Origin of the sequence: Pseudomonas putida, from assembly GCF_002906855.1 — a bacterium.
GTDB lineage: Bacteria > Pseudomonadota > Gammaproteobacteria > Pseudomonadales > Pseudomonadaceae > Aquipseudomonas > Aquipseudomonas putida_N.
In genome coordinates, this window is sequence record NZ_MINI01000028.1 from 376,015 (window position 1) to 402,687 (window position 26,673).

General features: G+C 62.6%; 30 protein-coding genes. 17 read left to right on the forward strand and 13 right to left on the reverse strand.

Going from position 1 to position 26,673, the window contains the following annotated elements; translation table 11 throughout:
* Positions 1 to 46: 46 nt before the first annotated feature.
* The 4 genes from BGP85_RS02070 to BGP85_RS02085 all read right to left on the reverse strand — a co-directional run bounded on the left by BGP85_RS02070 (position 47) and on the right by BGP85_RS02085 (position 3,942).
* Complete coding sequence (locus BGP85_RS02070) at positions 47 to 316, reverse strand: hypothetical protein (protein WP_103447919.1); 270 nt, start codon at positions 314 to 316, stop codon at positions 47 to 49.
* Positions 313 to 1,290, reverse strand: a complete 978-nt coding sequence (locus tag BGP85_RS02075; protein ID WP_181004506.1) for an S-type pyocin domain-containing protein — start codon at positions 1,288 to 1,290, stop codon at positions 313 to 315. Before BGP85_RS02075 ends, BGP85_RS02070 begins: the two co-directional genes overlap by 4 nt.
* 8 nt (positions 1,291 to 1,298) lie before the next feature.
* Positions 1,299 to 2,057: a hypothetical protein gene (locus BGP85_RS02080; RefSeq protein ID WP_103447917.1), complete on the reverse strand. Its 759-nt coding sequence runs from the start codon at positions 2,055 to 2,057 to the stop codon at positions 1,299 to 1,301.
* A 460-nt stretch (positions 2,058 to 2,517) separates the two neighbouring features.
* Positions 2,518 to 3,942, reverse strand: coding sequence for an aminotransferase-like domain-containing protein (locus BGP85_RS02085; RefSeq protein ID WP_103447916.1), 1,425 nt, complete (start codon positions 3,940 to 3,942; stop codon positions 2,518 to 2,520).
* A gap of 325 nt (positions 3,943 to 4,267) precedes the next feature.
* Here BGP85_RS02085 and BGP85_RS02090 point away from each other — a divergent pair, with 325 nt between their 5' ends.
* Positions 4,268 to 5,680, forward strand: coding sequence for an amino acid permease (locus tag BGP85_RS02090; protein ID WP_103447915.1), 1,413 nt, complete (start codon positions 4,268 to 4,270; stop codon positions 5,678 to 5,680).
* Positions 5,681 to 5,683: 3 nt separating this feature from the next.
* Here BGP85_RS02090 and BGP85_RS02095 read toward each other — a convergent pair whose 3' ends face one another.
* Positions 5,684 to 5,863, reverse strand: coding sequence for a hypothetical protein (locus BGP85_RS02095; protein ID WP_103448281.1), 180 nt, complete (start codon positions 5,861 to 5,863; stop codon positions 5,684 to 5,686).
* 97 nt (positions 5,864 to 5,960) lie between these two features.
* On the opposite strand from BGP85_RS02095, the gene tam reads away from it, so the two are divergent.
* Positions 5,961 to 6,737 (forward strand): trans-aconitate 2-methyltransferase, encoded by a 777-nt coding sequence (tam, locus tag BGP85_RS02100; RefSeq protein WP_103447914.1) that lies wholly within the window; start codon positions 5,961 to 5,963, stop codon positions 6,735 to 6,737.
* Here the strand turns inward: tam and BGP85_RS02105 are convergent.
* The gene (locus BGP85_RS02105; protein ID WP_103447913.1) at positions 6,734 to 7,099 is read right to left on the reverse strand and encodes a DUF2784 domain-containing protein; all 366 of its coding nucleotides are present in this window, start codon (positions 7,097 to 7,099) and stop codon (positions 6,734 to 6,736) included. The two genes, tam and BGP85_RS02105, sit on opposite strands and share 4 nt — an antisense overlap.
* 140 nt (positions 7,100 to 7,239) lie before the next feature.
* On the reverse strand, positions 7,240 to 8,109 hold the full coding sequence (locus tag BGP85_RS02110) for a LysR family transcriptional regulator (RefSeq protein WP_103447912.1): 870 nt from the start codon (positions 8,107 to 8,109) through the stop codon (positions 7,240 to 7,242).
* A 243-nt stretch (positions 8,110 to 8,352) separates the two neighbouring features.
* Here BGP85_RS02110 and BGP85_RS02115 point away from each other — a divergent pair, with 243 nt between their 5' ends.
* The 4 genes from BGP85_RS02115 (at position 8,353) to BGP85_RS02130 (ending at position 13,067) form a co-directional block, all read left to right on the forward strand.
* Positions 8,353 to 9,669, forward strand: coding sequence for an MFS transporter (locus BGP85_RS02115; RefSeq protein ID WP_103447911.1), 1,317 nt, complete (start codon positions 8,353 to 8,355; stop codon positions 9,667 to 9,669).
* A gap of 125 nt (positions 9,670 to 9,794) precedes the next feature.
* Positions 9,795 to 10,505: a YebC/PmpR family DNA-binding transcriptional regulator gene (locus BGP85_RS02120; RefSeq protein WP_051097568.1), complete on the forward strand. Its 711-nt coding sequence runs from the start codon at positions 9,795 to 9,797 to the stop codon at positions 10,503 to 10,505.
* 123 nt (positions 10,506 to 10,628) lie between these two features.
* Positions 10,629 to 11,573, forward strand: coding sequence for a LysR family transcriptional regulator (locus BGP85_RS02125; protein ID WP_103447910.1), 945 nt, complete (start codon positions 10,629 to 10,631; stop codon positions 11,571 to 11,573).
* Positions 11,574 to 11,654: 81 nt separating this feature from the next.
* Positions 11,655 to 13,067 (forward strand): DOPA decarboxylase, encoded by a 1,413-nt coding sequence (locus BGP85_RS02130; RefSeq protein WP_103447909.1) that lies wholly within the window; start codon positions 11,655 to 11,657, stop codon positions 13,065 to 13,067.
* A gap of 38 nt (positions 13,068 to 13,105) precedes the next feature.
* Here BGP85_RS02130 and BGP85_RS02135 read toward each other — a convergent pair whose 3' ends face one another.
* Positions 13,106 to 14,479, reverse strand: a complete 1,374-nt coding sequence (locus BGP85_RS02135; RefSeq protein ID WP_103447908.1) for an MFS transporter — start codon at positions 14,477 to 14,479, stop codon at positions 13,106 to 13,108.
* A 477-nt stretch (positions 14,480 to 14,956) separates the two neighbouring features.
* On the opposite strand from BGP85_RS02135, the gene quiC reads away from it, so the two are divergent.
* Entirely contained in the window at positions 14,957 to 16,864 is a 1,908-nt protein-coding gene (quiC, locus tag BGP85_RS02140; RefSeq protein WP_103447907.1) for a 3-dehydroshikimate dehydratase QuiC, read from the forward strand.
* A 122-nt stretch (positions 16,865 to 16,986) separates the two neighbouring features.
* Here quiC and BGP85_RS02145 read toward each other — a convergent pair whose 3' ends face one another.
* Positions 16,987 to 17,235 (reverse strand): CsbD family protein, encoded by a 249-nt coding sequence (locus tag BGP85_RS02145; protein ID WP_103447906.1) that lies wholly within the window; start codon positions 17,233 to 17,235, stop codon positions 16,987 to 16,989.
* A 177-nt stretch (positions 17,236 to 17,412) separates the two neighbouring features.
* Between BGP85_RS02145 and BGP85_RS02150 the strand changes: the two genes are divergently transcribed.
* From BGP85_RS02150 to BGP85_RS02170, 5 genes are all read left to right on the forward strand, one after another.
* Positions 17,413 to 18,051, forward strand: coding sequence for a dihydrofolate reductase family protein (locus BGP85_RS02150; RefSeq protein ID WP_103447905.1), 639 nt, complete (start codon positions 17,413 to 17,415; stop codon positions 18,049 to 18,051).
* Positions 18,052 to 18,054: 3 nt separating this feature from the next.
* Positions 18,055 to 18,597, forward strand: coding sequence for a chalcone isomerase family protein (locus BGP85_RS02155; RefSeq protein ID WP_103447904.1), 543 nt, complete (start codon positions 18,055 to 18,057; stop codon positions 18,595 to 18,597).
* 3 nt (positions 18,598 to 18,600) lie between these two features.
* Positions 18,601 to 19,134, forward strand: a complete 534-nt coding sequence (locus BGP85_RS02160) for a DUF3833 domain-containing protein (protein WP_103447903.1) — start codon at positions 18,601 to 18,603, stop codon at positions 19,132 to 19,134.
* The gene (locus BGP85_RS02165) at positions 19,131 to 19,304 is read left to right on the forward strand and encodes a DUF2256 domain-containing protein (RefSeq protein WP_103447902.1); all 174 of its coding nucleotides are present in this window, start codon (positions 19,131 to 19,133) and stop codon (positions 19,302 to 19,304) included. Before BGP85_RS02160 ends, BGP85_RS02165 begins: the two co-directional genes overlap by 4 nt.
* 96 nt (positions 19,305 to 19,400) lie before the next feature.
* Entirely contained in the window at positions 19,401 to 20,072 is a 672-nt protein-coding gene (locus BGP85_RS02170) for a TetR/AcrR family transcriptional regulator (protein ID WP_103447901.1), read from the forward strand.
* Between the two features lie 6 nt (positions 20,073 to 20,078).
* Here BGP85_RS02170 and BGP85_RS02175 read toward each other — a convergent pair whose 3' ends face one another.
* A complete protein-coding gene (locus tag BGP85_RS02175; RefSeq protein ID WP_103447900.1) occupies positions 20,079 to 21,086 on the reverse strand; it encodes a GlxA family transcriptional regulator in 1,008 nt (335 codons plus the stop codon).
* A gap of 139 nt (positions 21,087 to 21,225) precedes the next feature.
* Here BGP85_RS02175 and BGP85_RS02180 point away from each other — a divergent pair, with 139 nt between their 5' ends.
* Entirely contained in the window at positions 21,226 to 21,696 is a 471-nt protein-coding gene (locus BGP85_RS02180; RefSeq protein WP_103447899.1) for an FAD/FMN-containing dehydrogenase, read from the forward strand.
* A gap of 191 nt (positions 21,697 to 21,887) precedes the next feature.
* Positions 21,888 to 22,100, forward strand: coding sequence for a PLDc N-terminal domain-containing protein (locus tag BGP85_RS02185; protein ID WP_103447898.1), 213 nt, complete (start codon positions 21,888 to 21,890; stop codon positions 22,098 to 22,100).
* A gap of 41 nt (positions 22,101 to 22,141) precedes the next feature.
* Here BGP85_RS02185 and BGP85_RS02190 read toward each other — a convergent pair whose 3' ends face one another.
* Positions 22,142 to 22,468, reverse strand: coding sequence for a hypothetical protein (locus BGP85_RS02190; protein WP_103447897.1), 327 nt, complete (start codon positions 22,466 to 22,468; stop codon positions 22,142 to 22,144).
* A 202-nt stretch (positions 22,469 to 22,670) separates the two neighbouring features.
* Here BGP85_RS02190 and BGP85_RS02195 point away from each other — a divergent pair, with 202 nt between their 5' ends.
* On the forward strand, positions 22,671 to 23,078 hold the full coding sequence (locus BGP85_RS02195; RefSeq protein WP_103447896.1) for a RidA family protein: 408 nt from the start codon (positions 22,671 to 22,673) through the stop codon (positions 23,076 to 23,078).
* Between the two features lie 74 nt (positions 23,079 to 23,152).
* Positions 23,153 to 23,647 (forward strand): GNAT family N-acetyltransferase, encoded by a 495-nt coding sequence (locus tag BGP85_RS02200; protein WP_103447895.1) that lies wholly within the window; start codon positions 23,153 to 23,155, stop codon positions 23,645 to 23,647.
* Between the two features lie 243 nt (positions 23,648 to 23,890).
* On the opposite strand, the gene BGP85_RS02205 is transcribed toward BGP85_RS02200, so the two are convergent.
* The gene (locus BGP85_RS02205; protein ID WP_103447894.1) at positions 23,891 to 24,715 is read right to left on the reverse strand and encodes an aldo/keto reductase; all 825 of its coding nucleotides are present in this window, start codon (positions 24,713 to 24,715) and stop codon (positions 23,891 to 23,893) included.
* 225 nt (positions 24,716 to 24,940) lie between these two features.
* Between BGP85_RS02205 and BGP85_RS02210 the strand changes: the two genes are divergently transcribed.
* Positions 24,941 to 25,819 carry a DMT family transporter gene (locus BGP85_RS02210; RefSeq protein WP_103447893.1) on the forward strand — a complete coding sequence of 293 codons (879 nt, stop codon included), beginning with the start codon at positions 24,941 to 24,943 and terminating at the stop codon, positions 25,817 to 25,819.
* A 244-nt stretch (positions 25,820 to 26,063) separates the two neighbouring features.
* Here the strand turns inward: BGP85_RS02210 and BGP85_RS02215 are convergent, their stop codons facing one another.
* Positions 26,064 to 26,594 (reverse strand): GNAT family N-acetyltransferase, encoded by a 531-nt coding sequence (locus tag BGP85_RS02215; protein WP_103447892.1) that lies wholly within the window; start codon positions 26,592 to 26,594, stop codon positions 26,064 to 26,066.
* Between the last annotated feature and the right edge of the window lie 79 nt (positions 26,595 to 26,673).

The window sequence follows — 26,673 nt, forward strand, 5'->3', positions numbered from 1 at the left end:
GTGAAATGGATTAGGCCTGGGGGAGTTTTTGAACATTAATTATGCTTTACTCAAAGGTGTATTTTTTTTCTAGCAAGAATGCGGGGGCTTCCCAGTTTGGACCCCTGACATAGCGGCCGTCTTGATTCTGGATGAGTCCCTTGCTTTTCATGTCTCTAATGAGTTCGATGAGTTTCATGTTGTCGCCGATGTTTGCCCAATTATTTTGATTGTAGAGCCTGTCGAGCCGTGGATGGTCAATGCCGCTCTTGCTGGTCAGAAACAAGACAACATCAACAGGGTTTTCGTTCTTGATAATGTCACTGATGGTACTCATTTGTATCCTCGCTGAGTTTGCGCCGCGTCAGCCTCTAAGGCCTCGGGTGTGTAGAGCAGTTGGAAGTCAGAGCTTAACCTATAATCTTCGAGTGTGGCGGTGTGAGTGTTATTCCATGTTTCCGACTCGTCGTCAGGCTCGATGCCGTCTGCAATCCCGAGACGGCGGTAGCGCTCTAGCTCTCGGACTTCATGTGTGTAAAATCGTTTATCCGTGTCTGTCACTGCCATTTCTCCATATAGGATTTTTTCAAGCCTGTCGATCATTGTTTTATTTCCATCTGACGATCCGAAACGACTTGTGTGTAATTTCACAAGGTCAATGCCGTCCTGTGTTATTAGAGCTTCCTCCCAGTCTAACTTTTCGATGGGGCCTCCAGCTTTCTCGGGGTTGTAGTAGCGCCCGCTAAACGCACCCAGTATCGTTGCGCCGGGATAGGGAGAACTGAATACAATGTACAAAGGCGGTAGGCCTGACTCCGGTGGGAAGCAGTAGATGCAGTCTTCGAAGTCTTCGGGTTCTAGCGCGGGTAGAGGGGAGGCCTCGATGTGCAGTGGGGTGAGCGTTACGCCGCGATAGGGATAAACAGGTATCTGCTCGCCGGGCTTGATTGTCGAAGCGTTGCCCGGCGTGTGGGCGGGGAACGTTAGCTTGATTGGGAACTGCTGCGAAGGAACAGAGGTATAACTGTTCGTCTCCTTGTCAAAGTGGAGCGGGCGAAGCGGTACTTTATTTTTAGCTCTTGCTGTCTGCGGCTGTTTGATAAGTGTGTAAGTGCCATTTTTTGTATAAACCCGATAGTGCGACTCTGCCACGTCATTGCTAAGGGCTTTTTCGTAAAGCTGATCGGGTAGGTCGGGTATTAATGAGTCTGCCGGAATGCTCAGCGCCGTTTCATGATAGAGGTCACCGTTTCCCAGTTCGGGGGAATAGAAGAGAGCACCTATGCCTACTTTGAAAATTCGCGTTGCCACCGCTCCGGCTAAGCCTGCCAGCAGCTGATACCAGCGCGTAACGCTTTTACTAGTTGACGGTCGTAATGAGAGTCGGCGGCTATCGAGCCCAGGGGGGTGGTGAGTTGGATCGAAGAGGTTGTACTTAAGGTTATGGTGTTGCTTTTCGAGGTGTCAGCAGCGTTGCGGTAATTATAAGATGCAAGTGTTGAATTGAGAGCTCTTATCTCGTGATGGATTGATTTCAGGCTCTGACCTAAAATGATCTCGACTTGTGCGGCGGTAACGCTTCGCATAAGGGCGTACAGGAAACCCTGCACAATGTCGAACTCTTCTTCAATGTCAATGTGGGCGTCGGTATAGAGGTCGAAGAGGTGAGCTGGAGCTTCGCCTTCGGTGTATATATGTATACCCGAGAACTCATCAGTGGGTAGGCGCTTGTAGATGAGCATTTCTTGGAGCTCTTGCAGAAATTGTCTCTTGGCCTTCAGTTTGCTTGGTTCGTCAGTATGGCGAGTATCAATTGCTGCGTAATGACTGTGCAGGTATTGCTTCAGGCCCGGTGGTTCGGAGGGGCGACTTGCTTCAATTGCATCAATGATCGTTTGTGCGATAGCCTCCGGGTCCCAGCCAACTTCGCTATCGAGTAACGCTTCTATGCTCGGAGGCGCTATCGGAAGCGTATATGGCTTTGCCCAATTCAAAAGGGATTCGATGTCATAGCGGAACGGAGCTGGCGAATAGATTTCTTCAATTTCTGAAGCGGTCATTATCCTGCGGGAGGTCATTCAGCTCTCCTGATCACGTGGTGTAGGACAGTGGAATGCTCCAGTGCACGACTATGCCCGCAAAGATGGAATTACTTCGTAGGGATTCTGGTCGAGTAGGCTCTCTGCAAAAAGCTTGTGGTAGTCAACCCATTCAAGGATGAAAGGTCTTGCACGCACCGCTCGACCCTTCACGGCTATGGTGCATGGCCTCGACGGCCTGGCGGCTGCCTTGCTGCAAGGCCTCGATGATGGTCCTGATCTCCTGAGTCGACACCGCTGTGCGCTTGGCCAGTTTGGACAGGGAGAGCGTAGCCGTTTGCCATCATTGTTCCAGAAAGGGTATGCGAATGGATGGTTGGACTGACAGGTGCTTGCCACATTATTTTCAGCGCCTTTGAAATCGAGCGCCGCCCGCGCGGCGCTCGATCTCCCAGGCTCTGAAAATGCCAAGGCGAACACCCCGGCCACACCCCAATCCCTAAATCCCACCCCGCCGCACATGCTTCACCAACACCTTCTCCAACAACTCCCACATCGCAGGATCGGTACTGAACGCCACATTGAAGCGCATCCACCCGGTCGCCTTGGCATCGACCATGAACAACTGTCCAGGTCCGAGCATGATGCCTTTCTCCAACGCATCATCGAGCAACGCCGCGCTGTCCGGAATCGCCGGGTGGCGGGTCCAGATATACATCCCTTCATCCGACTCGATGAACAGTTCGAAGCCCAATCGATGCAGATGCCGGCCGACTTCCTGATGCGCCTCGGCCAGGCGCTGGCGCAGGCGCTTGAGGTGCTTGCGCCAGCGCCCGTCGATGATCGCGGCGTATACCACCCGCTCCATCACCTGCGAGGTGGTCAGCCCCGAGCGCATCTTCAAGTGCAGCAGTTTCTGCATCAGCTCCGGGTTGGCCAGCAGGTAGCCGACCCGCACGTTCGGCGAGATGCTCTTCGAGTAGCTGCCCACGTAGACCACTTGCTGCAGGTGGTCGAGGCTGGCCAGGCACGGCTGCGGTTCGGCAACCATGTCGGCGTACAGGTTGTTTTCCACCAAGCGGAAGCCGTGCTGGCTGGCCAGCTGCAGCAGGCGGTGCAGCTGCGGCAGCGGGGTGCGTGAGCAGGTCGGGCTATGCAGGTGCGGCTGGGTGAAGAAGGCGGTCGGGCGGTGGTGCGCCAGCAGCTGCTCAAGGTGATTGAGGTCATAACCGTTCGGCGTGCGCGGTACGCCGATCAGTGTTGCGCCCTGGGTGCGCAGGATGCTCATCAGGTTGGGGTAGCCCGGGTCGTCCACCAGCACCACGTCACCGGGGCGTACCAAGGTGCGCACGGCCAGGTCCAGCGCCTGGCTGGCGCCGTGGGTCAGCATCAGCTGCGCCGGATTGCAGACGATCGACAGCTCCTGCTGCAGGTTCTGTGCGGTCAGCGCGCGCAGCTCCGGCAGGCCCATCGGGTCGCCGTAGCCAGACAGCTCCAGCGGGCTGCCGGCAACTTGGCGCAGGCCGCGGCGCAGGCCTTCTTCGTACATCCAGTCGTTGGGCAACCAGCCGCAGCCGGGCTTGTACGGCAGTTGGCGGGTTTCGAAGATCTGTTGCAGGTACCACTCGGAATTGAACGTCGGTCGGCCGCTCTCGGCCTCGCTGTTCTGGTTTTCCAGCAGCTCGTTCGCCGCACGATTGACGAAGAACCCCGCATTGCCCTTGCTCACCAGCAGGCCCTGGGCGACCAAGCGGTCGTACGCCTCGACCACGGTGAAGGTGCTCACCGAATAGCTCGCGGCGAAGGCGCGGATCGACGGCACCTTGGTGCCCGGCTTGAGGGTCTGGTTGTCGATCAGCTCGCGCAGGCCGTCGATGATCTGGTTGACCAACGGCGTGGAAGAGTCTGGATGTAATTCGAACATTCGGGGCCTTCAAGAGTGCGAAACGCCAGGTGCAGCGGGGTGTATTGCATCGGCGGCCTGTACAGTGCAGTGCGAGATTCATGCCACTGTGCATGGCTCTCTACGTCGGACATTTTTACATTAGGTGTCAGATATCGCCACATAAAGCATGTTCAGTTCGCCCGAGGTGCCAACCCTGGGGCGCGTCAGCAGGCCGCCACGGAAGGCCTGCGTGTGTTTGCGCACACCATCCTGCCCGCATTAGCACTGATGTACAGGTGAAACCGAGAGCCATCGGGGTTTCACAGTTTTCCTTGGATAAAAAGAAGCACGGGGTACACAACTGATGGACGCAACATCCACAACAACCACCGAGAAAAGCGGGCACGAGAGCAAGCTCAGTGCCTCGCTCAAGTCGCGCCACCTGACGATGATGTCGATCGCCGGGGTTATCGGCGGCGCCTTGTTCGTCGGTTCCGGCAGCGTGATCCACAGCGCCGGCCCGGCCGCAGTGCTGGCCTACCTGGCCGGCGGCATCCTGGTGGTGCTGATCATGCGCATGCTGGGTGAAATGGCGACTTCCTCGCCTGACACCGGCTCGTTCTCCACCTACGCCGACCGCGCGATCGGCCGCTGGGCCGGTTTCACCATCGGCTGGTTGTACTGGTGGTACTGGGTCATCCTGATGGCCTGGGAAGCCTATGTGGCGGGCAAGATCCTGCATGGCTTCTTCCCCGACGTGAGCGTCAACGTGTTCGTGCTGGCCACGACCCTGCTGCTGATCACCGTCAACTTCTTCAACGTCAAGCACTATGGTGAGTTCGAATTCTGGTTCGCGCTGATCAAGGTGGTGGCGATCGTCTGCTTCCTGATCGTGTGTGGCGCTGCCGTGATGAACATCTGGCAGTTCGGTGAAGTACGCGGCATCACCCATTTGACCGCCGAAGGCTTCATGCCCAACGGTATCACCACGGTCATTGGTGCGTTGCTGGGTGTGATGTTCGCTTTCCTCGGCGCTGAAATCGTCACCATCGCCGCTTCCGAAGCCAAGGACCCGGCCACCCAGATCGTCAAGGCCACCAACTCGGTGGTATGGCGTGTGTGCCTGTTCTACGTCGGCTCGATCTTCCTGATCGTCTGCCTGGTTCCGTGGAACGATCCGCAACTGGGCGTTTCCGGCTATGGCGCCTACCGCCGTACCCTGGAGCTGCTGGGCGTGCCGCACGCCGAGCTGCTGATGAACTTCGTGGTGCTGACCTCGGTGAGCAGCTGCCTGATCTCGGGCCACTACACCGCTTCGCGCATGCTGTTCTCCCTGGCTCAGCGTGGCGACGCGCCGTCGTTCTTCAAGATCACCCGCGCCGGCACCGGTGTACCGGTCTACGCGATCATCGGCTCCTGCGCCGTGGCCGTGGTCTGCGCGCTGATCAACTTCAGCGAGACCCTGCGCCCGAAAGACGTGCTGGAAACCCTGATGAATACCACCGGCATGATCGCCCTGCTGGTGTACCTGGTGATCGCCTTCTCGCAGTTGCGTATGCGCCGCAAGCTGATTGCCGAAGGCAAGGAAGTGCGCCTGCAGATGTGGCTGTTCCCGTGGCTGACCTACCTGGTGATCGGTTTCATCATCGCCGCCCTGGTGACCATGGCCTTCATGCCTGACTACCAGATCCTGGTGATCTCCACCGGCATCGCCGCGGCGGTCGTGGTGGCCATGGGCGTGGTCCACCAGATCCGCTCTGCCAAGCAGCAGCACTAAGCGTCATTCGCTGTTGGAAACGGCCGGCTCCCTTGGGGACCCGGCCGTTTCGCGTTGTTGGGGCGGGTGTTTTTCCTCGGGCATGTGAAATCGCTGGTTCATCCATGGCGAACCAAGCAGGGCAGCGGCGGCGATCAGGGCCAGGATGGCAAGGGCCAGGGATAGCTTCATCGGCAGGCGCATGTAGGAACTGACCTGAAGCATAGGCTGACAGTTCAGGTTCATCGGAAACGGTACATGGCTTATGCTCAAGCCACTGCCCGCCAGAAAGGAGCCTTCCATGGCCTGGTCCGCCACCCAGTATTCCCTCTTCGAAGATGAACGCACCCGCGCCGTGCGCGACTTGCTGGCCGCCGTGCCGCCGCGGCCGGTGCGCCATGCCACCGACCTGGGCTGTGGCCCCGGCAACTCGACCGAAGTGCTGCTGCAGCGTTGCCCGGATGCCCAGGTGACGGCGCTGGACAGCGACAAGGACATGATCGACAAGGCTCGCGAACGCAAGCGCCTGCACATTCCGCGGGTACGCTGCGAAATTGCCGATATCAGCGAGTGGTCGGCGCCCGAGCCGCAGGATCTGATCCTGGCCAATGCCTCGCTGCAGTGGGTGCCTGACCACGGCTCACTGTACCCGCACCTGGTACGCCAGCTGAGCGAGGGTGGCAGCCTGGCCGTGCAGACCCCGGACAACCTCGACGAGCCGGCCCATCGGCAGTTGCGCGAAATCGCCAGCCAGGGCCCGTGGGCGGACAAGTTCGTCGACTTCCAGCTGCCACTGCGGCACAACGCAGCCTTCTACTACGACCTGCTCACGCCGTTGTGCGCGCGGGTAGATGTGTGGCGCACTACCTATCACCACCCGTTGGCGGGCGGTGCCGAGGCGGTGGTGGAATGGTTCAAGGGCTCGGCGCTACGGCCTTATCTGGCCAGGCTGGATGTGCAGGAGCAGGCGGACTTCCTGCAGATGTACCTGCAGGCCATGCAGCGTGACTACCCGCCAGCCACCGACGGCAAAGTGCTGCTGCCGTTTCCGCGGCTGTTTGTCGTCGCCACCTGTTAAAAGCGACGCCAGCGCCAGATGACACAGGCGTAGATGGCCAGGTTCAGCACCAGCACGACGCCGCCCAGCAGCAGCTGGATCTGCGGCGTCAGGCCGGCGGGGTAGATCAGCGGCCAGATGTAGTGTTCGACGAAGCCGCCGTGGTAGCCCGCGTCACCGGCAGCCTGGCGCATGCGGTTTTCCCAGTCGGTGAGCGGGCATTGCAGGTGCAGGCCTTCCACCGCCAGGCCCCAGGCCAGGGCGGGGAGGTGCAGAAGCAGGGCGGGGCGCCACTTGAGCACCAGCAGGCCGCCGAACAGAACCAGCAGGATGAAGGCCAGGTGCAGCAGGACCAGGGCGTCGGCGGCCAGGCGGAAAAGCATGGTGGGTGGGCCTGGAAATGAGGTATTCCCAGCATAGTTGTATTGCCTGTGATGGCCTCTTCGCGGGGCAAGCCCGCTCTTACAGGACAGCGGGGTCTCTGTAGGAGCGGGCTTGCCCCGCGAAGGGGCCGGTACAGGCGCTACAACTCTTCCTGAACCATCTGCAGGAAGGTGGCCACCACCCGGCGCGATCGCTGCTCGCTCAGGCACACCAGTGTCTCGGTCAGATGCCGCTGACAGTCGACGATCGGCAACGCACATACCCGCGCATCCGCACCAAACTCGGCCGCCGACACCACCCCCACGCCAATCCCCACTACCACTGCCTCACGCGCTGCCTCGCGGCCTTCCACCTGGATCGCCGGTCGAATCCGCAAGCCAGCGCGCTGCATCTCTTCCTCCAGCGTCTGCCGCGTCACCGACCCCGGCTCGCGCAGCACCAGTGGGGTGTCGTCCAGGTCTGCCAGGCTGATCGACCCGCGGCTGGCCCACGGGTGGTTGTGCGAGACGAACGCCACCATCGGGTCGCGGCGCAGCGGCACGCAGTACAGCCGCTCGTCATCGACATCGCGCCCGAGCAGCGCCAGGTCGGCCTGGTAGCTGAACAGCCGTGCCAGCGACTCATCGGTGTTGCCGGTCTCGACCTTGACCTGGATACCCGGGTAGCGCTGGCAGAAGCGCGCAATCTGCGGCAGCACGTGCACCGGTGCATCCACAGCCAGCACCAGGCTGCCAGTATGCAGGGCGCGTGAGTCCTGCAGCAGGTCATGGGCTTCAGCCTCGCAGGCGAACAGCCGCTGACTGATGCCCAACAGGCGCTCGCCCAGGTCGGTCAGTTGCACCGAGCGCTTGTTGCGGTGAAACAGCAGCACGCCGAAGCGCTCTTCGAGCTTGCGCACCTGGTCGGATACCGCCGGCTGGGTCAGAAACAGCTTTTCCGCCGCGCGGGTGAAGCTGCCGTGCACGGCCACTGCATGGAATGCCTTGAGTTGAGCGTGGGATACCGACATGCCGACTCCAGTAACAAGCTGAGCTTATGTGTGAAATACGATAAATCGATTTTCTTTATCAGTCAGCAACTGTTTCCATACGTTTCAACCCGAGGCCGTCGCCACAAGCAGCGGCCGGGCCATGGCCCGCACACGGTGCCATCTGACCAGATGACGAGCCTTCGTCATGCAGTGCGCAACACAACAACAAGACAGGCGTTTTTTAACAATCTGCCGGCACACTTGAGCAAGAGGTCAGAGTCAATGAATCAATCACTAGCCGCGTTGAAACGCTGGCGCATCCAGATTTTTGCTATCACTTGGCTGGCCTACGCCGCCTTCTACTTCACCCGCAAAGCCTTCTCGGTGGCCAAGCTCGGCATCGCTGAAGACCCGACGTTCATGCTCGACAAGGCCGCCATGGCCAACCTCGACGCCATCTACCTGGCCGCCTATGCCGTGGGCCAGTTCACCTGGGGCATGCTCGCCGACCGCTTCGGCCCGCGTGTGGTGGTGTTGGGCGGGCTGCTGATTTCGGCAGTGGCCGCGGTGGTGATGGGCAGTTACGCGACTTTCCCGATCTTCGCCACCTGCATGCTGATCCAGGGCCTGGCGCAATCCACCGGCTGGGCCGGGCTGTGCAAGAACATCGGCAGCTTCTTCCCGGCCTCGCAGCGTGGGCGGGTGCTGGGGCTGTGGAGTTCGTGCTACGCCTTCGGCGGCCTGGTCGCTTCGCCGTTCGCCGGCTGGTGGGCCTATACCCTGGTGGGCACCTGGCATGCGGCGTTCTTCTCCAGTGCCGCAGTGGTGGCCGGCGTGGCCGTGCTGTTCTTCTTCCTGCAGCGCAACAAGCCCGAAGATGTCGGCCTGGCAGCGGTCGAGCCGGAGCCACAGAGCATGGCCCCGGCCGGCAACCTGTGCAGCGTCTGGGCGCCATTGCGCGAAATCCTGCGCAACCGCACGGTGCTGACCTTGGGCATGGCGTACTTCCTGTTGAAGCCGGCACGCTACGCCATCCTGCTGTGGGGGCCGGTGATTGTCTTCGAGCAGATGCCGTCGGTGGGCAAGGTTGGCGCGGCGATCATCCCGACCGCCTTCGAGCTGGCCGGGCTGCTGGGCCCGATCATCATCGGCCTGGCTTCGGACAAACTGTTCGGTGCCCGGCGCATGCCGGCCTGCGTGATCAGCCTGGTGCTGCTGACCGTGACCCTGGCAGCGTTCATGGGGGCCATGCACAGCGGCAGCATCGTGCTGGTAGTCGCTTTGCTGTTCGTCATGGGCCTGACCCTGTACGGGCCGGACTCGATGATCAGCGGCGCGGCTGCCATCGACTTCGGCACGGCCAAGGCCGGCGCCACCGCGGCAGGCTTCGTCAATGGCTGCGGCTCGGTGGGTGCGGTGCTCGGTGGCCTGCTGCCAGGCTACTTCGACAGTGTCACGGTGTTCATCGTTTTTGCCGGCTGCGCGTTGTTCTCGGCTCTGGTGCTGCTGCCGCACTGGAACAGCCGCCCGGCCAGTACGCCGCAGGCCGAGGACGTGGCACCCAATACCAGCATGGCGATCAAGCCATTGCGTACCTGAAGCAAAGCGCGCAAGGCCGACAAACCGTGAGATTACTTGTCGATCCACTGCCCGAGGGCGTATAAACTGCTCCCACTTTTGGCCGGTCGCTTCCTGAACCGGCCGTTGAAACAAAGAGAGTCGACATGGGCGCACAGTGGAAAGCCAAACATAGAGAAACAGCTGCCAATGCCAAGGGCAAGATCATGGGCAAGCTGGCCAAGGAAATCCAGATCGCGGCCAAATCCGGCGCCGACCCGGACATGAACCCGCGCCTGCGCCTGGCCATCGTCCAGGCCAAGAAAGCCTCGATGACCCGTGAAACCCTGGAGCGTGCCATCAAGAAAGGCGCCGGCCTGGACGGTGAGGCCGTGCAGTACCATGCCGTCAGCTATGAAGGCTTCGCCCCGCACCAGGTGCCCCTGATCGTCGAGTGCCTGACCGACAACGTCAACCGCACCGTGGCGCAGATTCGCGTGCTGTTCCGCAAGGGCCAGCTGGGCGCCAGCGGCTCGGTGACCTGGGACTTCAACCACGTCGGCCTGATCGAAGCCACACCGGAAGGCGATGCCGACCCGGAAATGGCCGCTATCGAAGCCGGTGCCCAGGACTTCGAGGAAGGTGAAGAAGAAGGCTCGACCCTCTTCATCACCGACACCACCGACTTGGATGCCGTGCAGAAGGCGCTGCCGGAGCATGGTTTCACCGTGACTTCGGCGAAGATCGGTTATACCCCGAAGAACCCGGTGAGCGCGGCCAGCCTGAGCGCTGAAGCATTGGCCGAGGTTGAAGCGTTCCTTGAGGCTATCGACGAGAACGATGACGTGCAGAACGTCTACGTTGGCCTGACCGCTTAATCAGCCGGGGCCGCTTTGCGGCCCATTCGCGGGACAAGCCCGCTCCTACAGGAATACGCGTTTGTCTGTAGGAGCGGGCTTGTCCCGCGAATGGGCTAGCAAAACCTACAGAAGGGAGCCTGCATGAACCCGACCTTCGCCTCCCTCAGCCTCGCCCACCTGCGCACCCTCGACTGCCTCCTGCAACTGAAGAACCTCAGCCACGCTGCCGAGCGCCTGGGTGTCAGCCAATCGGCCTTGAGCCGCCAGCTGGCCCACCTGCGCGAAGCCTTCGACGACCCGTTGCTGGTGCGCCAGGGCCGTGGTTATGTGCTCAGCGAATACGCCGAAGCCCTGGTCGAGCCCCTGCGGCAGGTGCTCGAAGAACTCCAGGCCCTGCGGCAACCCGCCGCCTTCGACCCGGCCCGCTGCGAGCGGCGCTTCTGCCTGGCCGCCTCCGACTACGTGGCCGAGCACATGCTGCCGCTGCTGGTGGCTGCCTTGGAACAGGAAGCCCCGGGCGTGTCCATCGATTACCGCACCTGGCAGGCCGGGCAGTACGCCTTGCTCGCCAGTGGCGAGATCGACCTGGCCACCACCTTGTTCGACGAGTCGCCGCCCAACCTGCATGGGCGCCTGCTCGGCGAAGATCGCGCGGTGTGCCTGATGCGCCAGGATCATCCGCTGACCGCGCTGGACGTGCTTGGCCAGGACGACTACCTGGCCTGCAAGCATGTGCGCATTTCCGGTGGTGGCGACAAGGACAGTTTCATCGATCGCCACCTGCGCGCCCAGGGTTTGCAGCGGCGCATCAGCCTGGAAGTACCGTTCTTCTCGGCCACCGTACAGGTGATCGGCAACAGCCAGGCGCTGGCCACGGTGCCCGAGCACATCGCCCGGCAGCTGTGCCGCCTGCATGGGCTGGCGTGGCGGCCGTTGGGGTTTGTCGAGCATACCCAGCGCTATTGGGTGGTGTGGCATCAGCGCTTGCAGGCTTCGGCCGAGCACCGCTGGTTGCGCAACCGGGTGTTCGAGCTGTGGCGGCGGTCGCAGTTCGGGGTGCAGGGCGGGATTGCAGGTTTGCCATAGCAGGTATGCGCGAAGCGGGGTTATTCGCTTGGGCGCAGGCGCCTAGACTGGGGGCACTGGACAATCCTCAGGAGAGCGCGCGTGACCCCAGAACAATTCCGCCAGTACGGCCACCAGCTGATCGACCTGATCGCCGACTACCGCCAATCCGTCGGTGCACGCCCGGTCATGGCCCAGGTCGAGCCCGGCTACCTCAAGGCCCAGCTGCCCCAGGGCGCCCCTCAGCAGGGCGAGTCGTTCGAGGCGATCCTCGACGACGTCAGCCAACTGGTCATGCCCGGCCTGTCGCACTGGCAGCACCCGGACTTCTACGGTTACTTCCCGTCCAACGGCACCCTGTCGTCGGTACTCGGCGATTTCCTCAGCACCGGCCTCGGCGTGCTCGGCCTGTCGTGGCAATCCAGCCCGGCGCTGAGCGAGCTGGAAGAAACCACCCTCGACTGGCTGCGCCAGCTGCTCGGCTTGTCGGCCCAATGGAGCGGGGTGATCCAGGACACGGCGTCCACCAGCACCCTGGTGGCGCTGATCAGCGCCCGTGAGCGTGCCACCGACTACGCGCTGGTGCGCGGCGGCCTGCAGGCCGAGGCCAAGCCGTTGATCGTCTATGTCAGCGCCCATGCCCACAGCTCGGTGGACAAGGCCGCACTGCTGGCCGGCTTTGGCCGCGCCAACATTCGCCTGATCGCGACCGACGAACAGTTCGCCATGCGCCCGCAGGCACTGCAGGCGGCCATCGAGCAAGACCTTGCCGCTGGCAACCAGCCCTGCGCCGTGGTCGCCACCACCGGCACCACCACCACCACCGCCCTCGATCCACTGCGTCCGATCGGCGAAATCGCCCAGGCCAACGCGCTGTGGCTGCATGTCGACTCGGCCATGGCCGGTTCGGCGATGATCCTGCCGGAATGCCGCTGGATGTGGGATGGCATCGAACTGGCCGACTCCGTGGTGGTCAACGCGCACAAATGGCTGGGTGTGGCGTTCGATTGCTCGATCTACTACGTGCGTGATCCGCAGCACTTGATCCGGGTAATGAGCACCAACCCGAGCTACCTGCAGTCGGCGGTGGATGGCGAGGTGAAGAACCTGAGGGATTGGGGGATTCCGTTGGGGCGCCGGTTCCGTGCGCTGAAGTTATGGTTCATGTTGCGCAGCGAAGGCGTGGAGGCATTGCAGCAGCGCTTGCGGCGGGACCTGGAGAACGCCCGCTGGCTGGCGGAGCAAGTGAATGCAGCGGCGGAATGGGATGTGCTGGCGCCGGTGCAACTGCAGACCTTGTGCATTCGCCACCGGCCAGCGGGGCTGGAGGGGGAGGCGCTGGATGCGCATACCAAGGCGTGGGCTGAGCGGCTGAATGCGTCCGGGGCGGCGTATGTGACACCGGCGACGCTGGAAGGGCGATGGATGGTGCGGGTGTCGGTGGGGGCCTTGCCGACCGAGCGCGAGCATGTCGAGAAGCTTTGGGCGAACCTGCAGGAAGTGGTCAAAGGCTGAAATTGTTGGGGCCGCAGAGCGGCCCCCCCCGCAATCTATCAGTTGCTTACCGCCTGAAAGCTGCCTTTGCGGCTGGCCTCGAAGGCTTCTTTCTCCATCGGCTTGGCATCCGGATTACCCAGGTCTTCCATCGCCAACCGGTGGGTCTCCGGCGCAATGTAGGCCGCCAGTGCACACACGCAGGTGATGAAGAACGCCAGGCCACCGATCACCAGCGGAATGTTCTCCGACCCCGGTGGCGCCACCAGGGCGAACAGCGCCGGCAGCATGGCGGTGAGCATGGTGCCGATGTTCTGCGCGATGGCCATGGCCGATACGCGGTAGCGGGTGTGGAACAGCTCCGGGTAGAAGCTTGGGAACACCGCGTTATAGCCCTGGTAGACCATGCCCCACATCACGATCGAGGCAGCGAAGGCCAGTGGCACGTTCTGGATGCTGATCGCATACAGGTAGACAAAGGCCAGCAGGCCAGAGCCCAGGCAGCCGGCGATCATGGTCGGGCGGCGGCCGATCTTGTCGGACAGGTTGCCCACGAACGGGATCACCAGCACCGCGACGATGTTGCCCACTACCGGGATCCACAGGTACACGCTCTTGTCGAAGCCGATGCCGTAGGCCGGCTGCACCGCGTAGGCTGCGCCGAAGATGGTTGCAACCACCGGGATCACGTTCATCAGCGCCATGAACATCACCAGCACCATGTGCTTCCAGCTGTGGCGGAAGGCCTCGCTGATCGGCGACTTGGCAACCTTGTCCTGCTTCTCTTCCTCCACGAACGCCGGGGTCTCGTGCACTTCCTTGCGGATGATGAAGCCCGCGATCAGGACGAAGGCGCTCATCAGGAAAGGAATGCGCCAGCCCCAGTCATTGAAGGCGTCACTCGGCATGAAGTAAGCCAGTGGCAGGAACACCGCCGCTGCCAGCACCTGGCCGGCCTGCACGCCCTGCAAGGTGAAGCTGGCGTAGTAACCCCGTCGCCCGAACGGGGCGTGCTCCATGATCATGGAACTTGCACCGGAGATTTCACCGGCAACGGCAAAGCCCTGGACCAGGCGCAGCAGCACCAGCAAGGCGGGGGCCAGCAGGCCGATGTCGTGGTAGGTCGGCAGCAGGCCCACGGCCATGGTCGACAGGCCCATCAGGAACATGCACAGCAGCAGCACGTTCTTGCGCCCGCGGGTGTCACCCCAGTGGCCCAGCACGAAGGCGCCGATCGGGCGCGCCAGGTAGCCCACGCCGTAGGTGGCCAGCGAGGCGATGATGGCCATTTTCGGGTCGGTATTGGGGAAGAAGATCTGCGGGAAGATCAGCGCCGCAGCCTGGGCATAGATGAAGAAATCGTAGTATTCGAGTGCCGAGCCAATCCATCCGCTGGCGGTCGCTTTCTTGGCTTGAGAGCTTGAGTGAGCCATCGTTGTCTCCGTTGTTCTTGTAGGTCGCCGCACGGCTGGCGTTGCCCAGGGGGCGGCCAAAGGGGGTGCGATCGCTTGTCGGGAGTAGGGCGGTTATAGCGCTGACGATCGCAGGCGGTGTCTGCAAAGGGAGGACGAACGAGCAGGTGCGGATCGCAAGGCGATGGAGGTGTGCATAGGTCGGTACCCGGTTTATTGAACTTATTATGTCGTGACGTTGGGCTTGTCTGCGCAGGTGCTGCCGGACGCCCGTCTGGGCAGAAGAGGGCGGCCGGTGTGCCTGCGTCTGGGTCCATGTTTGCCTAGGGTTGGCAGTGAATCAATTCGCCAAAATCGGTTTTGTGCGGTAATCGAACGCAAAACTAACCATTCCGTACAAACAGATTGCCGGGCCGACTTTACCTGCGAATAATTGACAGTGCCAGAAACCCCACGGGGTTTCGGCGCGTCGTCCGTCCAATAACAAGGAACTTCCCCATGCAGCGTTCGATAGCCACCGTGTCCTTGAGCGGCACCCTGCCGGAAAAGCTCGAGGCCATCGCCGCCGCCGGTTTCGACGGCGTCGAGATCTTCGAGAACGACCTCTTGTACTACGCCGGCAGCCCCCGTGAAGTACGGCAGATGTGCGCCGACCTCGGCATTGCCATCACCCTGTTCCAGCCGTTCCGCGATTTCGAAGGCTGCCGCCGCGACCGCCTGCAGAAGAACCTCGACCGTGCCGAGCGCAAGTTTGACCTGATGCAAGAGCTGGGCACCGACCTGGTGCTGGTGTGCAGTAACGTCCAGGCCGACGCTCTGGGCGATGAACAGCTCCTGGTGGACGATCTGCGCCTGCTCGGCGAACACGCAGGCAAACGCGGCCTGCGCATCGGCTACGAAGCCCTGGCCTGGGGCCGTCACGTCAATACCTATCAGCAAGTCTGGAACCTGGTGCGCCAGGCTGACCACCCGGCGCTGGGCGTGATCCTCGACAGTTTCCACACCTTGTCGCTCAAGGGCGACGCTGCGGCGATCCGCGACATCCCCGGCGACAAGATCTTCTTCGTGCAGATGGCCGACGCGCCGATCCTGAACATGGACGTGCTGGAGTGGAGCCGCCACTTCCGCAACTTCCCGGGGCAGGGCGAAATGGACCTGGCCGGCTTCCTCGCGCCGATCCTCGCCACTGGCTACCGCGGCCCGCTGTCACTGGAAATCTTCAACGACGGTTTCCGCGCCGCACCACCGCGGCAGACCGCCGCAGACGGCCTGCGCTCGCTGCTGTACCTCGAAGAGCAGACCCGCCTGCGCCTGCAGCAGGAAGGCACCGCGATCGAGCCGGGCGTGCTGTTCAGCCCGCCGGCCGCCAGCGCCTATGACGGCGTGGAGTTCCTCGAATTCGCCGTCGACGAAGCCGTCGGCGCGCGCCTGAGCGGTTGGCTCAAGCGCCTGGGCTTTGCCGAAGCCGGCAAACACCGCAGCAAGGATGTGCGCCTGCTGCGCCAGAACGACATCAACATTGTGCTCAACGCCGAGCCGTACTCGTTCGGCCACAACTTCTTCGAGGCCCACGGCCCGTCGCTGTGCGCCACCGCCCTGCGGGTGAAGAACGAGCACGCGGCGCTGCAGCGCGCCACCGACTACCGTGGTCAGCCGTTCCGTGGCCTGGTCGGCCCCAATGAATGCGAAGTGCCAGCTGTGCGCGCGCCCGACGGCAGCCTGCTCTACCTGGTGGAGCAGGGCAAGGAAGGCCCTTCGTTGTACGACACCGACTTCCGCCTCGACCCGGCCGCCAGCGCCACCGGTGGCCTGCAGCGCATCGACCACATGGCCCTGGCACTGCCGGCCGAGTCGCTGGACAGCTGGGTGCTGTTCTACAAGAGCCTGTTCGACTTTGCCGCCGACGACGAAGTGGTGCTGCCCGACCCATACGGCCTGGTCAAGAGCCGCGCCTTGCGCAGCCCGTGCGGCAGCCTGCGCTTGCCGCTGAACATCTCGGAAAACCGCAACACCGCCATCGCCCATGCACTGTCCAGCTATCGTGGCTCGGGTGTGCATCACATTGCCTTCGATTGCGCGGACATCTTCAGCGAAGTGGCGCGGGCGAGGGAGTCCGGGGTGCCGCTGCTGGAAATCCCGCTGAACTACTACGACGACCTCGCGGCGCGCTTCGATTTCAACGACGAGTTCCTCAGCGAACTGGCGTACTACAACGTGCTGTACGACCGTGATGCCCAGGGCGGTGAGCTGTTCCACGTGTACACCGAACCGTTCGAGGAGCGCTTCTTCTTCGAGATCATCCAACGCAAGGGCGGCTATGCCGGATATGGCGCGGCGAACGTGGCAGTGCGCCTGGCGGCGATGGCCAAGCGCCGCAGTGGAGCGGCGCGCAAGCCGGTGTTGTGATTGCGAGGTGCCTGCCGACGGGTCTATGGCGTCTGTGAGATCGAGCGCCGCCCGCGCGGCGCTCGATCTCACCGGCGCCGCAAATATGTCGGCGTGCCACTCGGCGATGCGCCGCTGCAGGGTCAGCGTCGCAACAAATGGCTGACCACCAGCGCAAGCCCTGCAGCCACCGCAAGCGCCGTCAGTGGTTTCTCCCTGACGAATGCCGAGACGTTTTCGAGGGCATCGCCGTAGCGCTTGGTCAGTTCCCCGGACGCCTGACGGGCATCACCTTCAGCTTCCAAGGCCGGGTCCTCCAGCCACTGCCCAGCCGCGCTCTGCGCCTTGCCAGCCAGTTTCTCTGCCACACCTTCGATCTGTTCACGCTTCATGATTAATCAAACCTTCCTGTGAATGGCCATGGGGTTGTCGCACAGGGTTAGGGGGCAGTGGCTATGGCTTAGTTCCCAATACGTATCCTGCACCTCGCACGGCGAGCGAATTCTGGTCACCTATGCTTATGTGACTTCTATCCGGAAGTTGTGAACTGTCCAGTCGAGAGGGCAATCATGAGCAAGGTATTCGTCAACATCGGCCTCAGCCTCGACGGCTACATGGCCCCGGAAGGCATGGATATCGCGCACTGGGACAGCCCCGAGTACAAGCACTGGGGCGCCCGGTGGGGCGAGCTGATGAGCTGGATCCTCAAGCAGCAATACTTCCGCGAGCACCTCATGTTCGCCTCGGGCGGCGAGACCGGCCCGGTCAACGACATGCTCTGCCACACCCTGGAGCGTACCGGCGCCGCCATCATGGGCAAGCGCATGTTCGAGCAGGGCGAGCGCAGCTGGCCGGAGGAAGCGCCTTTCCATTGCCCGGTGTACGTGCTCACCCACGAAAAGCGCGAACCGTGGATGCGCCCGGGCGGGACGACGTTCCACTTCTGCAACGAGGGGCCAGCGCAAGCCCTCGAGAAGGCCAGGGCGGTTGCAGGCGGTCGTGACATCCGCATCTGCGGTGGCGCGGACGTGATACAGCAGTATTTGCGCATGGATGCCATCGACGAACTGGAAGTTGCCCTGGCCCCGGTGCTCTTCGGTAGCGGAAGACGCCTGTTCGACAACCTGCATGAGCCCGTGGCCAAGTTTCGAGTCGAAAAAGCATTCCATACGCCAGACGCCACGCACCTGCGCTATGTGCGAGCGTGAGGGATGTCGAGCCTGGCTATTCGCGTATTCGCGCTGATCGCCTTGCTGGCGTTGGTACCGCCCGCAAGCGCGGATTGGCGCGCGTCACTGCCTGCCGCGCAGGTGGCGGGCAGTGGCGATTTCACCTGGTTCGGCCTGCGCCTTTACAGCGCCCGCCTGTGGCGTGCCAGTGCCTCGTGGAGCTGGGATGAGCCATTCGCCCTCGAACTGGTCTACCACCGGTCGCTATCACGGAACACACTGGTGCAGGCCAGCATCGATGAAATACAACGGCTGGCGAAGCAGCCATTGCCCAGCGACACCGTCAAGCGCTGGTCAGCCGCCATGGCTGAAGCCTTCGTGGATGTGCGCCCGGGCATGAACATCACCGGCCTGTATCTGCCCGGCCTGGGGTGCCGTTTCTACGTCGATGGCCAACTCAGCCGGGAAGTGACGGACCCGGCCTTCGCCCGTGCATTCTTCGCCATCTGGCTGGATCCCCGGGCCCGCGATGCACAGCTGCGCGAGCGCCTGCTAGGGGTGGGCGGGAGCGAACGAGGAGGTTGAGGCATGTACAAGGCACTCATGTTGATCGCCTGCCTGCTGCTGGGCAGTTGCAAGGTCGGGGTCGAGCAGTATGCCCAGGAGCAACCGCGCCTGGACCTGGTGGCGTTCTTTTCTCAGCCGGTGCAGGCTTGGGGCATGTTCCAGAAGCGCTCGGGGGAGGTGGTCAAGCGCTTCCATGTGCGTATCGACAGCCGCCGCGAAGGTGAGCGACTGATCCTCGACGAGCATTTCGTTTACAGCGACGGTACCCGCCAGCAGCGAACCTGGACCCTGACCCCCGACGGCCCCAACCGCTGGCGCGGCACGGCAGGCGATGTGATCGGTGAGGCCACTGGCATCATGGCCGGCAACGCCCTGCAATGGCGCTACCAGCTGGACCTGCCGGTCGATGGTCGGCACTGGACCATGGACATGGATGACTGGATGTACCTGATGGACGAGGACACCCTGATCAACCGCACGCGCATGAGCAAGCTGGGCGTGGAAGTCGGGCAGATCACCTTGTTCTTCCGCCGCATGGCGCAAAGCTCGCCATGAACAAGGGTGAGCTGCCCAGCAAGAACTGTGTCGTCTGCGGCTTGCCGTTCACCTGGCGCAAGCGCTGGGCGCGCTGTTGGGATGAGGTGCGCTACTGCTCCGAGCGCTGCCGCCGCGCAGCCAAACGCCGCGAGCCGCAGGCGAGTGAAGCATCATCTGGTGCAAGGTGAACATGCGCTGAGCCAGCCTAAACAAAAGCCTGCTTCCCAGCCCCTCGCCACTCACGGATAATCCCCCAAATCCCAAAAAATACCCCGTGAGCCGCCATGAGCAACCCCGTAGCCCCTCTCAGCCCGCCTGAACCCTCGGCTACGCGCCAACCGCGCAAGAACAACCCCGAGAAAACCCGCGAGGACATCCTCCAGGCCGCCATCAACGAGTTCGTCCAGCAGGGCCTGGCCGGCGCGCGTGTGGACGCCATCGCCGAGCGCACGGCCACTTCCAAGCGCATGATCTACTACTACTTCGGTAGCAAGGAGCAGCTGTACGTCGAGTGCCTGGTCAAGCTGTATGGCGACATCCGCAAGACCGAGCAGAGCCTGGACCTGGAGTCGCTGCCGGCCGAGCAGGCCATTCGCCGGCTGTCCGAGTTCACTTTCGACCACCACGACCGCAACGTCGATTTCGTGCGCATGGTCTGCACCGAGAACATCCATTACGGCGAGTACGTCAAGAAGTCCCCGGCCATTCGCGAGATGAGCAGCCTGGTGCTGCAGGCATTGGGCAGCACCCTGGCGCGTGGCGTGAAAGAGGGCGTGTTCCGCGAAGGCATCGAGGTCATCGACCTGCACATGCTGATGAGTTCGTTCTGCTTCTACCGCGTGTCCAACCGCCACACCTTCGGTGACATCTTCCAGATCGACCTGGCTGACGAGCAGGTCAAGCAACGCCACCGGCAGATGATCTGCGATGTGGTGCTCAGCTACATCCGCGCCTGAACCCTTTTACTCGCCTAGCCGTTGCTCGCGTGACGGCGGGTAGCCGAAGTAGGCGGCATAGCACTTGCTGAAGTGCGACACTGAGACAAAGCCGCAGGCCACTGCCACCTCCATCACCGACAGGTCGGAGTACTGCAGCAGGCGGCGGCTCTTGGTGATGCGCAGTTCCATGTAGTAGCGCCGCGGCGAAGTGCCGAGCTGGGCCTGGAACAGGCGGTCGATCTGCCGACGCGAGCGGCCGCTGTAGGCCGCCAGCTGGTCGAGGCTCAGGGTCTCTTCGAGGTTGTTTTCCATCAGCTCGACGATGGTGCGCAGGTGCAGGCTCATGGACTTTTTCGCCCCGGGGCCGACCTGACGGTAGCGGGCGCCGGAGAACGACAGGATTTCTTCCACGCCCTCGGCCAGGCCATCGCCATACAGGCGGCGCACCAGGCCGAGCATCAGCTCCATGGCTCCGTTGGGACTGGCGGCGCTGAGGCGGTCTCGATCCAGGGTGAAGCTGGCCGGGGTGATGCGGGTTTGCGGGCTGCGCTCGGACAGGCTGGCGCGCTGTTCGGGGTGGATGCTGCAGCCGTAGTCGTCGAGCACGCCGGCCCGGCCGAGGAACCAGGCGCCGTTCCACAGCCCGCCCAAGGCCATGCCGTGGCTGGCGCAGTCGTCCAGCAGGCGGTCGAGTTCGGGGTATTTCAGCGGTGTGCGCAGGCCGCCGCAGACGATCAGCAGGTCAAGTTCCTTGAGTTCGCTGGCAGACAGTTCGCTGGCGACCAGTTCCAGGCCCAGGTCGCTCAGGACCCGGTCACCCTTGAGTGACAGTGGAGTGAAGCGGAAGCTGTCGGCGCGCAGCAGGTTGGCGGTGACCAGCACGTCCATGGCCACGGTGAAGCTGGCCATCGAGAAGTGCTCGAGCAGGATGAAGTCGACGCGGTAGGGGGCCTCGGGGCTACCGGCGCTGGCCTTGAGCCGCAGCATGTTGCTGGTGCTGGTCTTCTTGCTGAACTGACGTGGGGTGGGCACTCTGGACTCCGCTTCCTGGCTGGCCAGCAGAGTGTGGCGGGAGCGTGCGGGAAAGACAACTTCCGGTGGGCGCGTGTCGTATTGCAGGTCGTGTTGAGGCAAGTGGGCTATGCTGGCGATCCTGTTCTGGAGAACCTCGATGAAATACGCCATCGCATTACTGTTCGGTCTGCTGCCGTTGCTGGCCCAAGCCCTTGAGACAGGCGAGCGGTTGGCGCCCTGGACGCTGCTTGACCAGTACGACCAGCCTTACAGCCTGAACGCCGACACTCACATACTGCTGGTGGCCCGCGACATGGATGGCGCCAAGCTGGTCAAGGCCGCCCTGGCCGATGCGCCCAAGGGCTACCTGGAGGCGCGCGATGCGGTGTTCGTCGCTGATATCCAGCGGATGCCAGCGCTGATCAGCAAGCTGTTCGCCATTCCGGCGATGCGCGATTACAGCTATCGGGTGTTGCTCGACCGCGAAGGCCGTATTGCCAGTCGCTATCCGGGGCAGGCAGGGCAGGTTTCATGGCTGCGCTTGAAGGATGGGGTGCTGGTGAGCGAGCAGGCCTTTGCAGATGCCGTAGCGCTCAAGGCGGCCCTGGACGGGGTGCCGGGGCCCTGATGATGTGCCAGAGCCCTGTCCGTGACAGGGCTCTGGCCGTGGTGACGCAACTGATTGCCCTCATCGTCCAGGCCGCCCGACACTCGGAGACTTGAGACGCACGGGTTGTCACTGAACGCACGCAGCAAATCCGAGTGAACCCTCACGGCTGACTGTAACCCAAACCAGTACATGCCAACGGGAGAGTGCTCATGGAAATCGGAACCATCTGGATCATTGTCGCGGCCCTGGTCATCCTGCTGGAGGTCTTCGCCATCTGGCACATCATCGGCAGCGAACGGCGCGCGGAGCGCAAGATGCTGTGGATCGTGTTCGTGGTCTATGCACCGTTCCCGGGGTTGCTGTTCTGGGCCTGGCGGGGGCCGCGGGCGGTGAAGGGCAGGGCGGTGCTGCAGGAGAAATGACCGGGTAGGTATCAGGCGCAAGGCGCCTGATACCGAAGGTTTCAGTCTGGCGTTATACCGATCTTGATGGCTGGGTCGAGGCCACTGACCATCAGGCTGCCGGCGAAGCTGACCGTCTTGTCTACCTCAAGCGCCTTGAACGCATCGTGGATGCGGGTGCGAATCGACTTGCTGGCTTCTTTGCGTTTTTCCTCCTTCGTACCGGGCGACAGAACCAGCTTACCGTGTAGCGTCGTTTCGACCTTGCCGGAGGTCTTCCAGCCCATCTCTTCACGTAGGTGAGTGCGCGCTACTGCGGCGTCACCTTCGTGCTCTTTGCTCTCAGGGCTGATGGTGTAGGCGAGTTGGAATTCGTATGACGTGCTCATGGCTTTTCCTTCAGTGAAGCGGCGCTACGCCGCGGCTCTGGCCTCCATGCTGGGAGCTGCAATCTAGCGAACTGTGCGGAGCAATCCTACATACGCGGTGTTGAGCTTCTATGCAGTAATAGCGAAATTTCCTACAGCAGCTTGACCTCTACCTAACTCGAGCCCACAGACTCGGATGCTCATTCACACGAAGGAGCGTTCCATGACCCACGCATTCCAGCTGTCCAATCCACAAGGCCTGTACGACCCCAGCGCCAATGCCTACTCCCATGTTGCCGAGGTGACCGCCGGCAGCCGCCTGCTGTTTATCGCCGGGCAGGGTGGGGAGGATGCCGATGGGCAGCTTTCTCCCGAATTTGCAGGGCAGGCCCGCCAGGCGCTGGCCAATCTGCAGACTGCGCTGGCTTCGAAAGGGGCGGAGTTGGCACAGGTGTTCAAGCTGACATTGCTGATTGTCGATCACAGTGAGGAACGCCTGGCGCAGTGGGTGGCTGAAGCGGATCTTGCGTGGGGAGGGCACATGAAGCCGACCTGCACGCTGATACCGGTGCCGCGCCTGGCGCTGGATGGAATGCTGGTGGAGATCGAGGCTGTCGCGGCTATTGCATAAGCTTGCCCCGCGAAAGGGCCAGTACAGGCACTACAAAAGCCTTAGAATGACCTTTTGCCCGAGCCATCCCAGCCATGCTGCCCATTGAACTGCTGCCGACCACCCCCGACCAGGCCGAGCTGATTCGCAACCTCTATCAGTTCTATGCCTACGAGTCCTCCGACTGGGAGCAGGAAGATGTCGAGGTGGACGGCCGTTTCTACATTCACGAAGAGCACCTGCAGCGCTACTGGCAGTCCCCAGGCTGGAGCGCCAGCCTGGTGCTGGTGGACGGTTACATCGCCGGCTTCGTGCTGATCGAACGCAGTGAGCTGGCCGGCATCGAGGCGCTGGAACTGGCCGACCTGTTCATCCTCAAGCGCTATCGGCGCCAGGGCATCGGCCGCGCCGTGGCCAACCAATTTCTCGCCAGCCCGGGTGACTGGCTGCTGCGCTGCTACGCCCTGGACCCGATCGCAGTGGCCTTCTGCAAGGCGGTGCTAGCCGACCTGCATCGGCCAGTGCAACAGATCTTCCCCGGCGATGACCCGGACCTGCTCACCTACCAGGTGACCTCCACTCGGCACTGAATGCCAGTACCGGCTGTTGATCCAGAGCGTGGTGGATTATGCCATCTACCTGCTCACCCCCGACGGTATTGTCGCCAACGGGCGGCCGGCGCCGGCCAGTGAGCGCTCGAAGCAGGTGGCGGTGCTTGGCTGAAGTGCCACTGGGGCTGCTTTGCAGCCCATTCGCGGGACAGGCCCGTTCCTACAGGGATTCGCGTTCCCCTGTAGGAACGGGCTTGTCCCGCGAAGAGGCCCTTGCAGGGCTCAGCTATTCCAGTCCGGGGCAAAGTTCGGGCTGACCACCCGCTGATCCTTCGGCAACCCGGCAATCAGTGCGCGGTCAGCAGCATCCAGTTGTAGCTCGAGCGCCGCCAGGTTGGCCAGCTGATTTTCCCGGCTGCTGGCCTTGGGAATCACCGCCACCCCATCCTGGTCCAGCAACCACTTCAACGCCACCTGGCTCGGCAGCACATCATGCTTGCGCGCAATCTCGCGGATCACCGCCTGCTCCGCCGCACGGCCGCGGGCCAACGGGGTATAGGCGGTCAGCAGCAGGTCATGCTGGCGGGCGTAGTCGAGCAGCGGTTGCTGGCTGAGCAATACGTGGTATTCGACCTGGATCGCCGACAGCGGCGCGCCCAGATCCTCGATCACGCGGCGCAGCAGGCCAAGCGGGAAGTTGGCCACGCCAATGCTGCGCGCCTTGCCTTCATCACGCAGGGCCACCAGGGTTTCGATGCTGCGGGCCAGGTCCCAATCCTTGCCGGGCCAGTGGATGTGGAACAGGTCGACCTGTTCGGTGCCCAGCGCGCGCAGGCTGTCTTCCAGCGACTGGCGCATGGCCTGGGGCGCCAGGCGGTCCCACCAGACCTTGGTGGTCAGGTGGATCTGCTCGCGGGGCACGCGGCTGTCGCGCAGCGCCTGGCCGACGGCAGCCTCGTTGTCGTAGGCAGTGGCTGTGTCGATGTGCCGGTAACCCAGTTCCAGCGCCTGGTGCACGGCGCGGGTGCAGGCGTCGCCGGTCATCGGCCAGGTGCCCAGGCCAATGCAGGGCAGGTCGAGGCCGTTGCGGGTGGTGAGCCGTTGCATGAAAACTCCTTGTTCGAGGTCGAGGGTCCGTCATCGATGGTGCGCGCATTGCCGGTCACGGACCATGCAGCCGGGGCGGAAAGTGGTCGATCAGCGAACGGTATGGCAAACGTGACACGCAAAGCCTGGAAATGAACTTCCTCAAGTCGTCGTATCTCTTCTAGAATCCGTGCTGTCGCACCTTTCCCTGGCGCAGCATGCAGCCGCGCCGCCGTCGAGAACGCCATGAGTTCCAGCACACCGCTGTCCGGAGTCAACCAACCCCTGCGCGGCATCGCCCTGGTGGTGGTGGCGACGTTCCTGTTCGCCAGTCACGATGCCTTGTCCAAGTTCCTCGGTGGGCTGTACCCGATCATCATGGTGGTGTGGGCCCGCTACGTGGTGCACACGCTGCTGATGGCCGGGATCTTCCTGCCCAAGTCGGGCCTCAATGTGCTGCGCACCCGCCGTCCGGTGCTGCAGACCTTGCGGGCGCTAAGCCTGCTGAGTACCAGCCTGCTGTTCACCACTGGCCTGCAATACCTGCCGCTGGCCGAAGCAACCTCGGTCAACTTCCTCGCCCCGGTGCTGGTTACCGCGTTGTCGGCGCCCTTGCTCAAGGAGCGGGTGACGACCGGGCAATGGGTGGCGGTGGTACTGGGTTTCATCGGTGTGCTGGTGGTGGTGCACCCCGGTGGTGCGATGTTCACCCCGGCGATCCTCTATCCATTCGGTTCGGCATTGGGCTTCTGCTTCTATCAACTGCTCACGCGCATCCTGGCAGCCTACGACAGCCCGACCACCAGCAACTTCTACGCCGGGCTGTGCAACACTCTGGTGATGAGTGCGCTGGTGCCGTTCTTCTGGGAAGTGCCGCGTTGGGAGCATGGGTTGCTGATGCTGGCCCTGGGCGGCTTTGGCATGAGCGCGCACCTGCTGCTGACTCAGGCCTTCCGCCATGCCGCGCCAGCGCTGCTGGCGCCGTTCAGCTACTGCCAGATCGTGTTTGCCGGGTTGCTGGGGCTGCTGATCTACGGTCAGGTGCCCGACAGCGCGAGCTTGCTGGGTATCGCCATCATCTGCCTGAGTGGCTTGGGCGCTGCATGGATGCAGCGCAAAAAGTAAATGGGCTTGAGATTGCCGGGGCTGCTGCGCAGTCCTTTCGCGGCACAAGGCCGCTCACAGAAGAATGCAGTTCCATGTGGGAGCCGCGCTTGCCGGCGATGGGCCGCAAAGCGGCCCCATGGCCCTGTCAGGCCAATTGGTAAGTGGTCTTCACCCGAGTAAAGAACTGCCGCGCATGGGTGCCTTGTTCCCGCGACCCCAGGCTCTAAGCACCATTGCCACCAAACGGCACATGGTAAGAGCCTCATATTGACCTGCGCCTGCAACGGCGGTAAAGGGGGCGCGGTGTACTGGGATCCAGTTCGTTCAGTTGGCTGCCGGCCGCGACGAACCCGGCATGTTCGGCCAGGCGCTGGCTGGCGAGGTTGTCGATGTCGGTGGTCAGCCACACCGGGGCATCGATGGAGTCCAGCAGGCAGGTCAGCGCTTCGCGCAACAGGCCCTGGCCGCTGCTGGCCTGGTTCGCCCAATAGCCCACTTCGTATTCGTCATTGCCCGGGCGCAGGCCAATGCAGCCGATGACATCCCCGCTGTCTGCGGCGAGCACGAAATAGCGCTTTTCCTTGGCCGGGTCGAGAAATTCCTCCGCGCTCAGTTGCAGCGTTTCCTGCACTTCCTTCAAGGTCCAGTCGGGCTTGGCCCAGGCCAGGAACGGCTGGTGCAGCGCGTAGCTGTCGAGCAGTGCCTGCCGCAATTGCTGGGCGAACGCCGGCGCGGGGCGGACCACCAGGGTACGGGGCGTGGACAAGGTACGGGGTAGATCGGGGTAGGGCATTACAGGCCTTCCTGGCGGGTTGATCGGGCAAGCTAAGCACATTTTTGTGTAATCTGTGCGAGCTGTTTCGCGGTTTGCC

Bases quoted from the DNA above. Each gene is read 5' to 3' on its own strand.
- BGP85_RS02070 (WP_103447919.1), bottom strand. From the start codon at position 316: ATGAGTACCATCAGTGACATTATCAAGAACGAAAACCCTGTTGATGTT.
- BGP85_RS02080 (WP_103447917.1), bottom strand. From the start codon at position 2,057: ATGACCTCCCGCAGGATAATGACCGCTTCAGAAATTGAAGAAATCTAT.
- BGP85_RS02085 (WP_103447916.1), bottom strand. From the start codon at position 3,942: ATGTTCGAATTACATCCAGACTCTTCCACGCCGTTGGTCAACCAGATC.
- BGP85_RS02090 (WP_103447915.1), top strand. From the start codon at position 4,268: ATGGACGCAACATCCACAACAACCACCGAGAAAAGCGGGCACGAGAGC.
- BGP85_RS02095 (WP_103448281.1), bottom strand. From the start codon at position 5,863: ATGCGCCTGCCGATGAAGCTATCCCTGGCCCTTGCCATCCTGGCCCTG.
- tam (WP_103447914.1), top strand. From the start codon at position 5,961: ATGGCCTGGTCCGCCACCCAGTATTCCCTCTTCGAAGATGAACGCACC.
- BGP85_RS02105 (WP_103447913.1), bottom strand. From the start codon at position 7,099: ATGCTTTTCCGCCTGGCCGCCGACGCCCTGGTCCTGCTGCACCTGGCC.
- BGP85_RS02110 (WP_103447912.1), bottom strand. From the start codon at position 8,109: ATGTCGGTATCCCACGCTCAACTCAAGGCATTCCATGCAGTGGCCGTG.
- BGP85_RS02115 (WP_103447911.1), top strand. From the start codon at position 8,353: ATGAATCAATCACTAGCCGCGTTGAAACGCTGGCGCATCCAGATTTTT.
- BGP85_RS02120 (WP_051097568.1), top strand. From the start codon at position 9,795: ATGGGCGCACAGTGGAAAGCCAAACATAGAGAAACAGCTGCCAATGCC.
- BGP85_RS02125 (WP_103447910.1), top strand. From the start codon at position 10,629: ATGAACCCGACCTTCGCCTCCCTCAGCCTCGCCCACCTGCGCACCCTC.
- BGP85_RS02135 (WP_103447908.1), bottom strand. From the start codon at position 14,479: ATGGCTCACTCAAGCTCTCAAGCCAAGAAAGCGACCGCCAGCGGATGG.
- quiC (WP_103447907.1), top strand. From the start codon at position 14,957: ATGCAGCGTTCGATAGCCACCGTGTCCTTGAGCGGCACCCTGCCGGAA.
- BGP85_RS02145 (WP_103447906.1), bottom strand. From the start codon at position 17,235: ATGAAGCGTGAACAGATCGAAGGTGTGGCAGAGAAACTGGCTGGCAAG.
- BGP85_RS02150 (WP_103447905.1), top strand. From the start codon at position 17,413: ATGAGCAAGGTATTCGTCAACATCGGCCTCAGCCTCGACGGCTACATG.
- BGP85_RS02155 (WP_103447904.1), top strand. From the start codon at position 18,055: ATGTCGAGCCTGGCTATTCGCGTATTCGCGCTGATCGCCTTGCTGGCG.
- BGP85_RS02160 (WP_103447903.1), top strand. From the start codon at position 18,601: ATGTACAAGGCACTCATGTTGATCGCCTGCCTGCTGCTGGGCAGTTGC.
- BGP85_RS02165 (WP_103447902.1), top strand. From the start codon at position 19,131: ATGAACAAGGGTGAGCTGCCCAGCAAGAACTGTGTCGTCTGCGGCTTG.
- BGP85_RS02170 (WP_103447901.1), top strand. From the start codon at position 19,401: ATGAGCAACCCCGTAGCCCCTCTCAGCCCGCCTGAACCCTCGGCTACG.
- BGP85_RS02180 (WP_103447899.1), top strand. From the start codon at position 21,226: ATGAAATACGCCATCGCATTACTGTTCGGTCTGCTGCCGTTGCTGGCC.
- BGP85_RS02185 (WP_103447898.1), top strand. From the start codon at position 21,888: ATGGAAATCGGAACCATCTGGATCATTGTCGCGGCCCTGGTCATCCTG.
- BGP85_RS02190 (WP_103447897.1), bottom strand. From the start codon at position 22,468: ATGAGCACGTCATACGAATTCCAACTCGCCTACACCATCAGCCCTGAG.
- BGP85_RS02195 (WP_103447896.1), top strand. From the start codon at position 22,671: ATGACCCACGCATTCCAGCTGTCCAATCCACAAGGCCTGTACGACCCC.
- BGP85_RS02200 (WP_103447895.1), top strand. From the start codon at position 23,153: ATGCTGCCCATTGAACTGCTGCCGACCACCCCCGACCAGGCCGAGCTG.
- BGP85_RS02205 (WP_103447894.1), bottom strand. From the start codon at position 24,715: ATGCAACGGCTCACCACCCGCAACGGCCTCGACCTGCCCTGCATTGGC.
- BGP85_RS02210 (WP_103447893.1), top strand. From the start codon at position 24,941: ATGAGTTCCAGCACACCGCTGTCCGGAGTCAACCAACCCCTGCGCGGC.
- BGP85_RS02215 (WP_103447892.1), bottom strand. From the start codon at position 26,594: ATGCCCTACCCCGATCTACCCCGTACCTTGTCCACGCCCCGTACCCTG.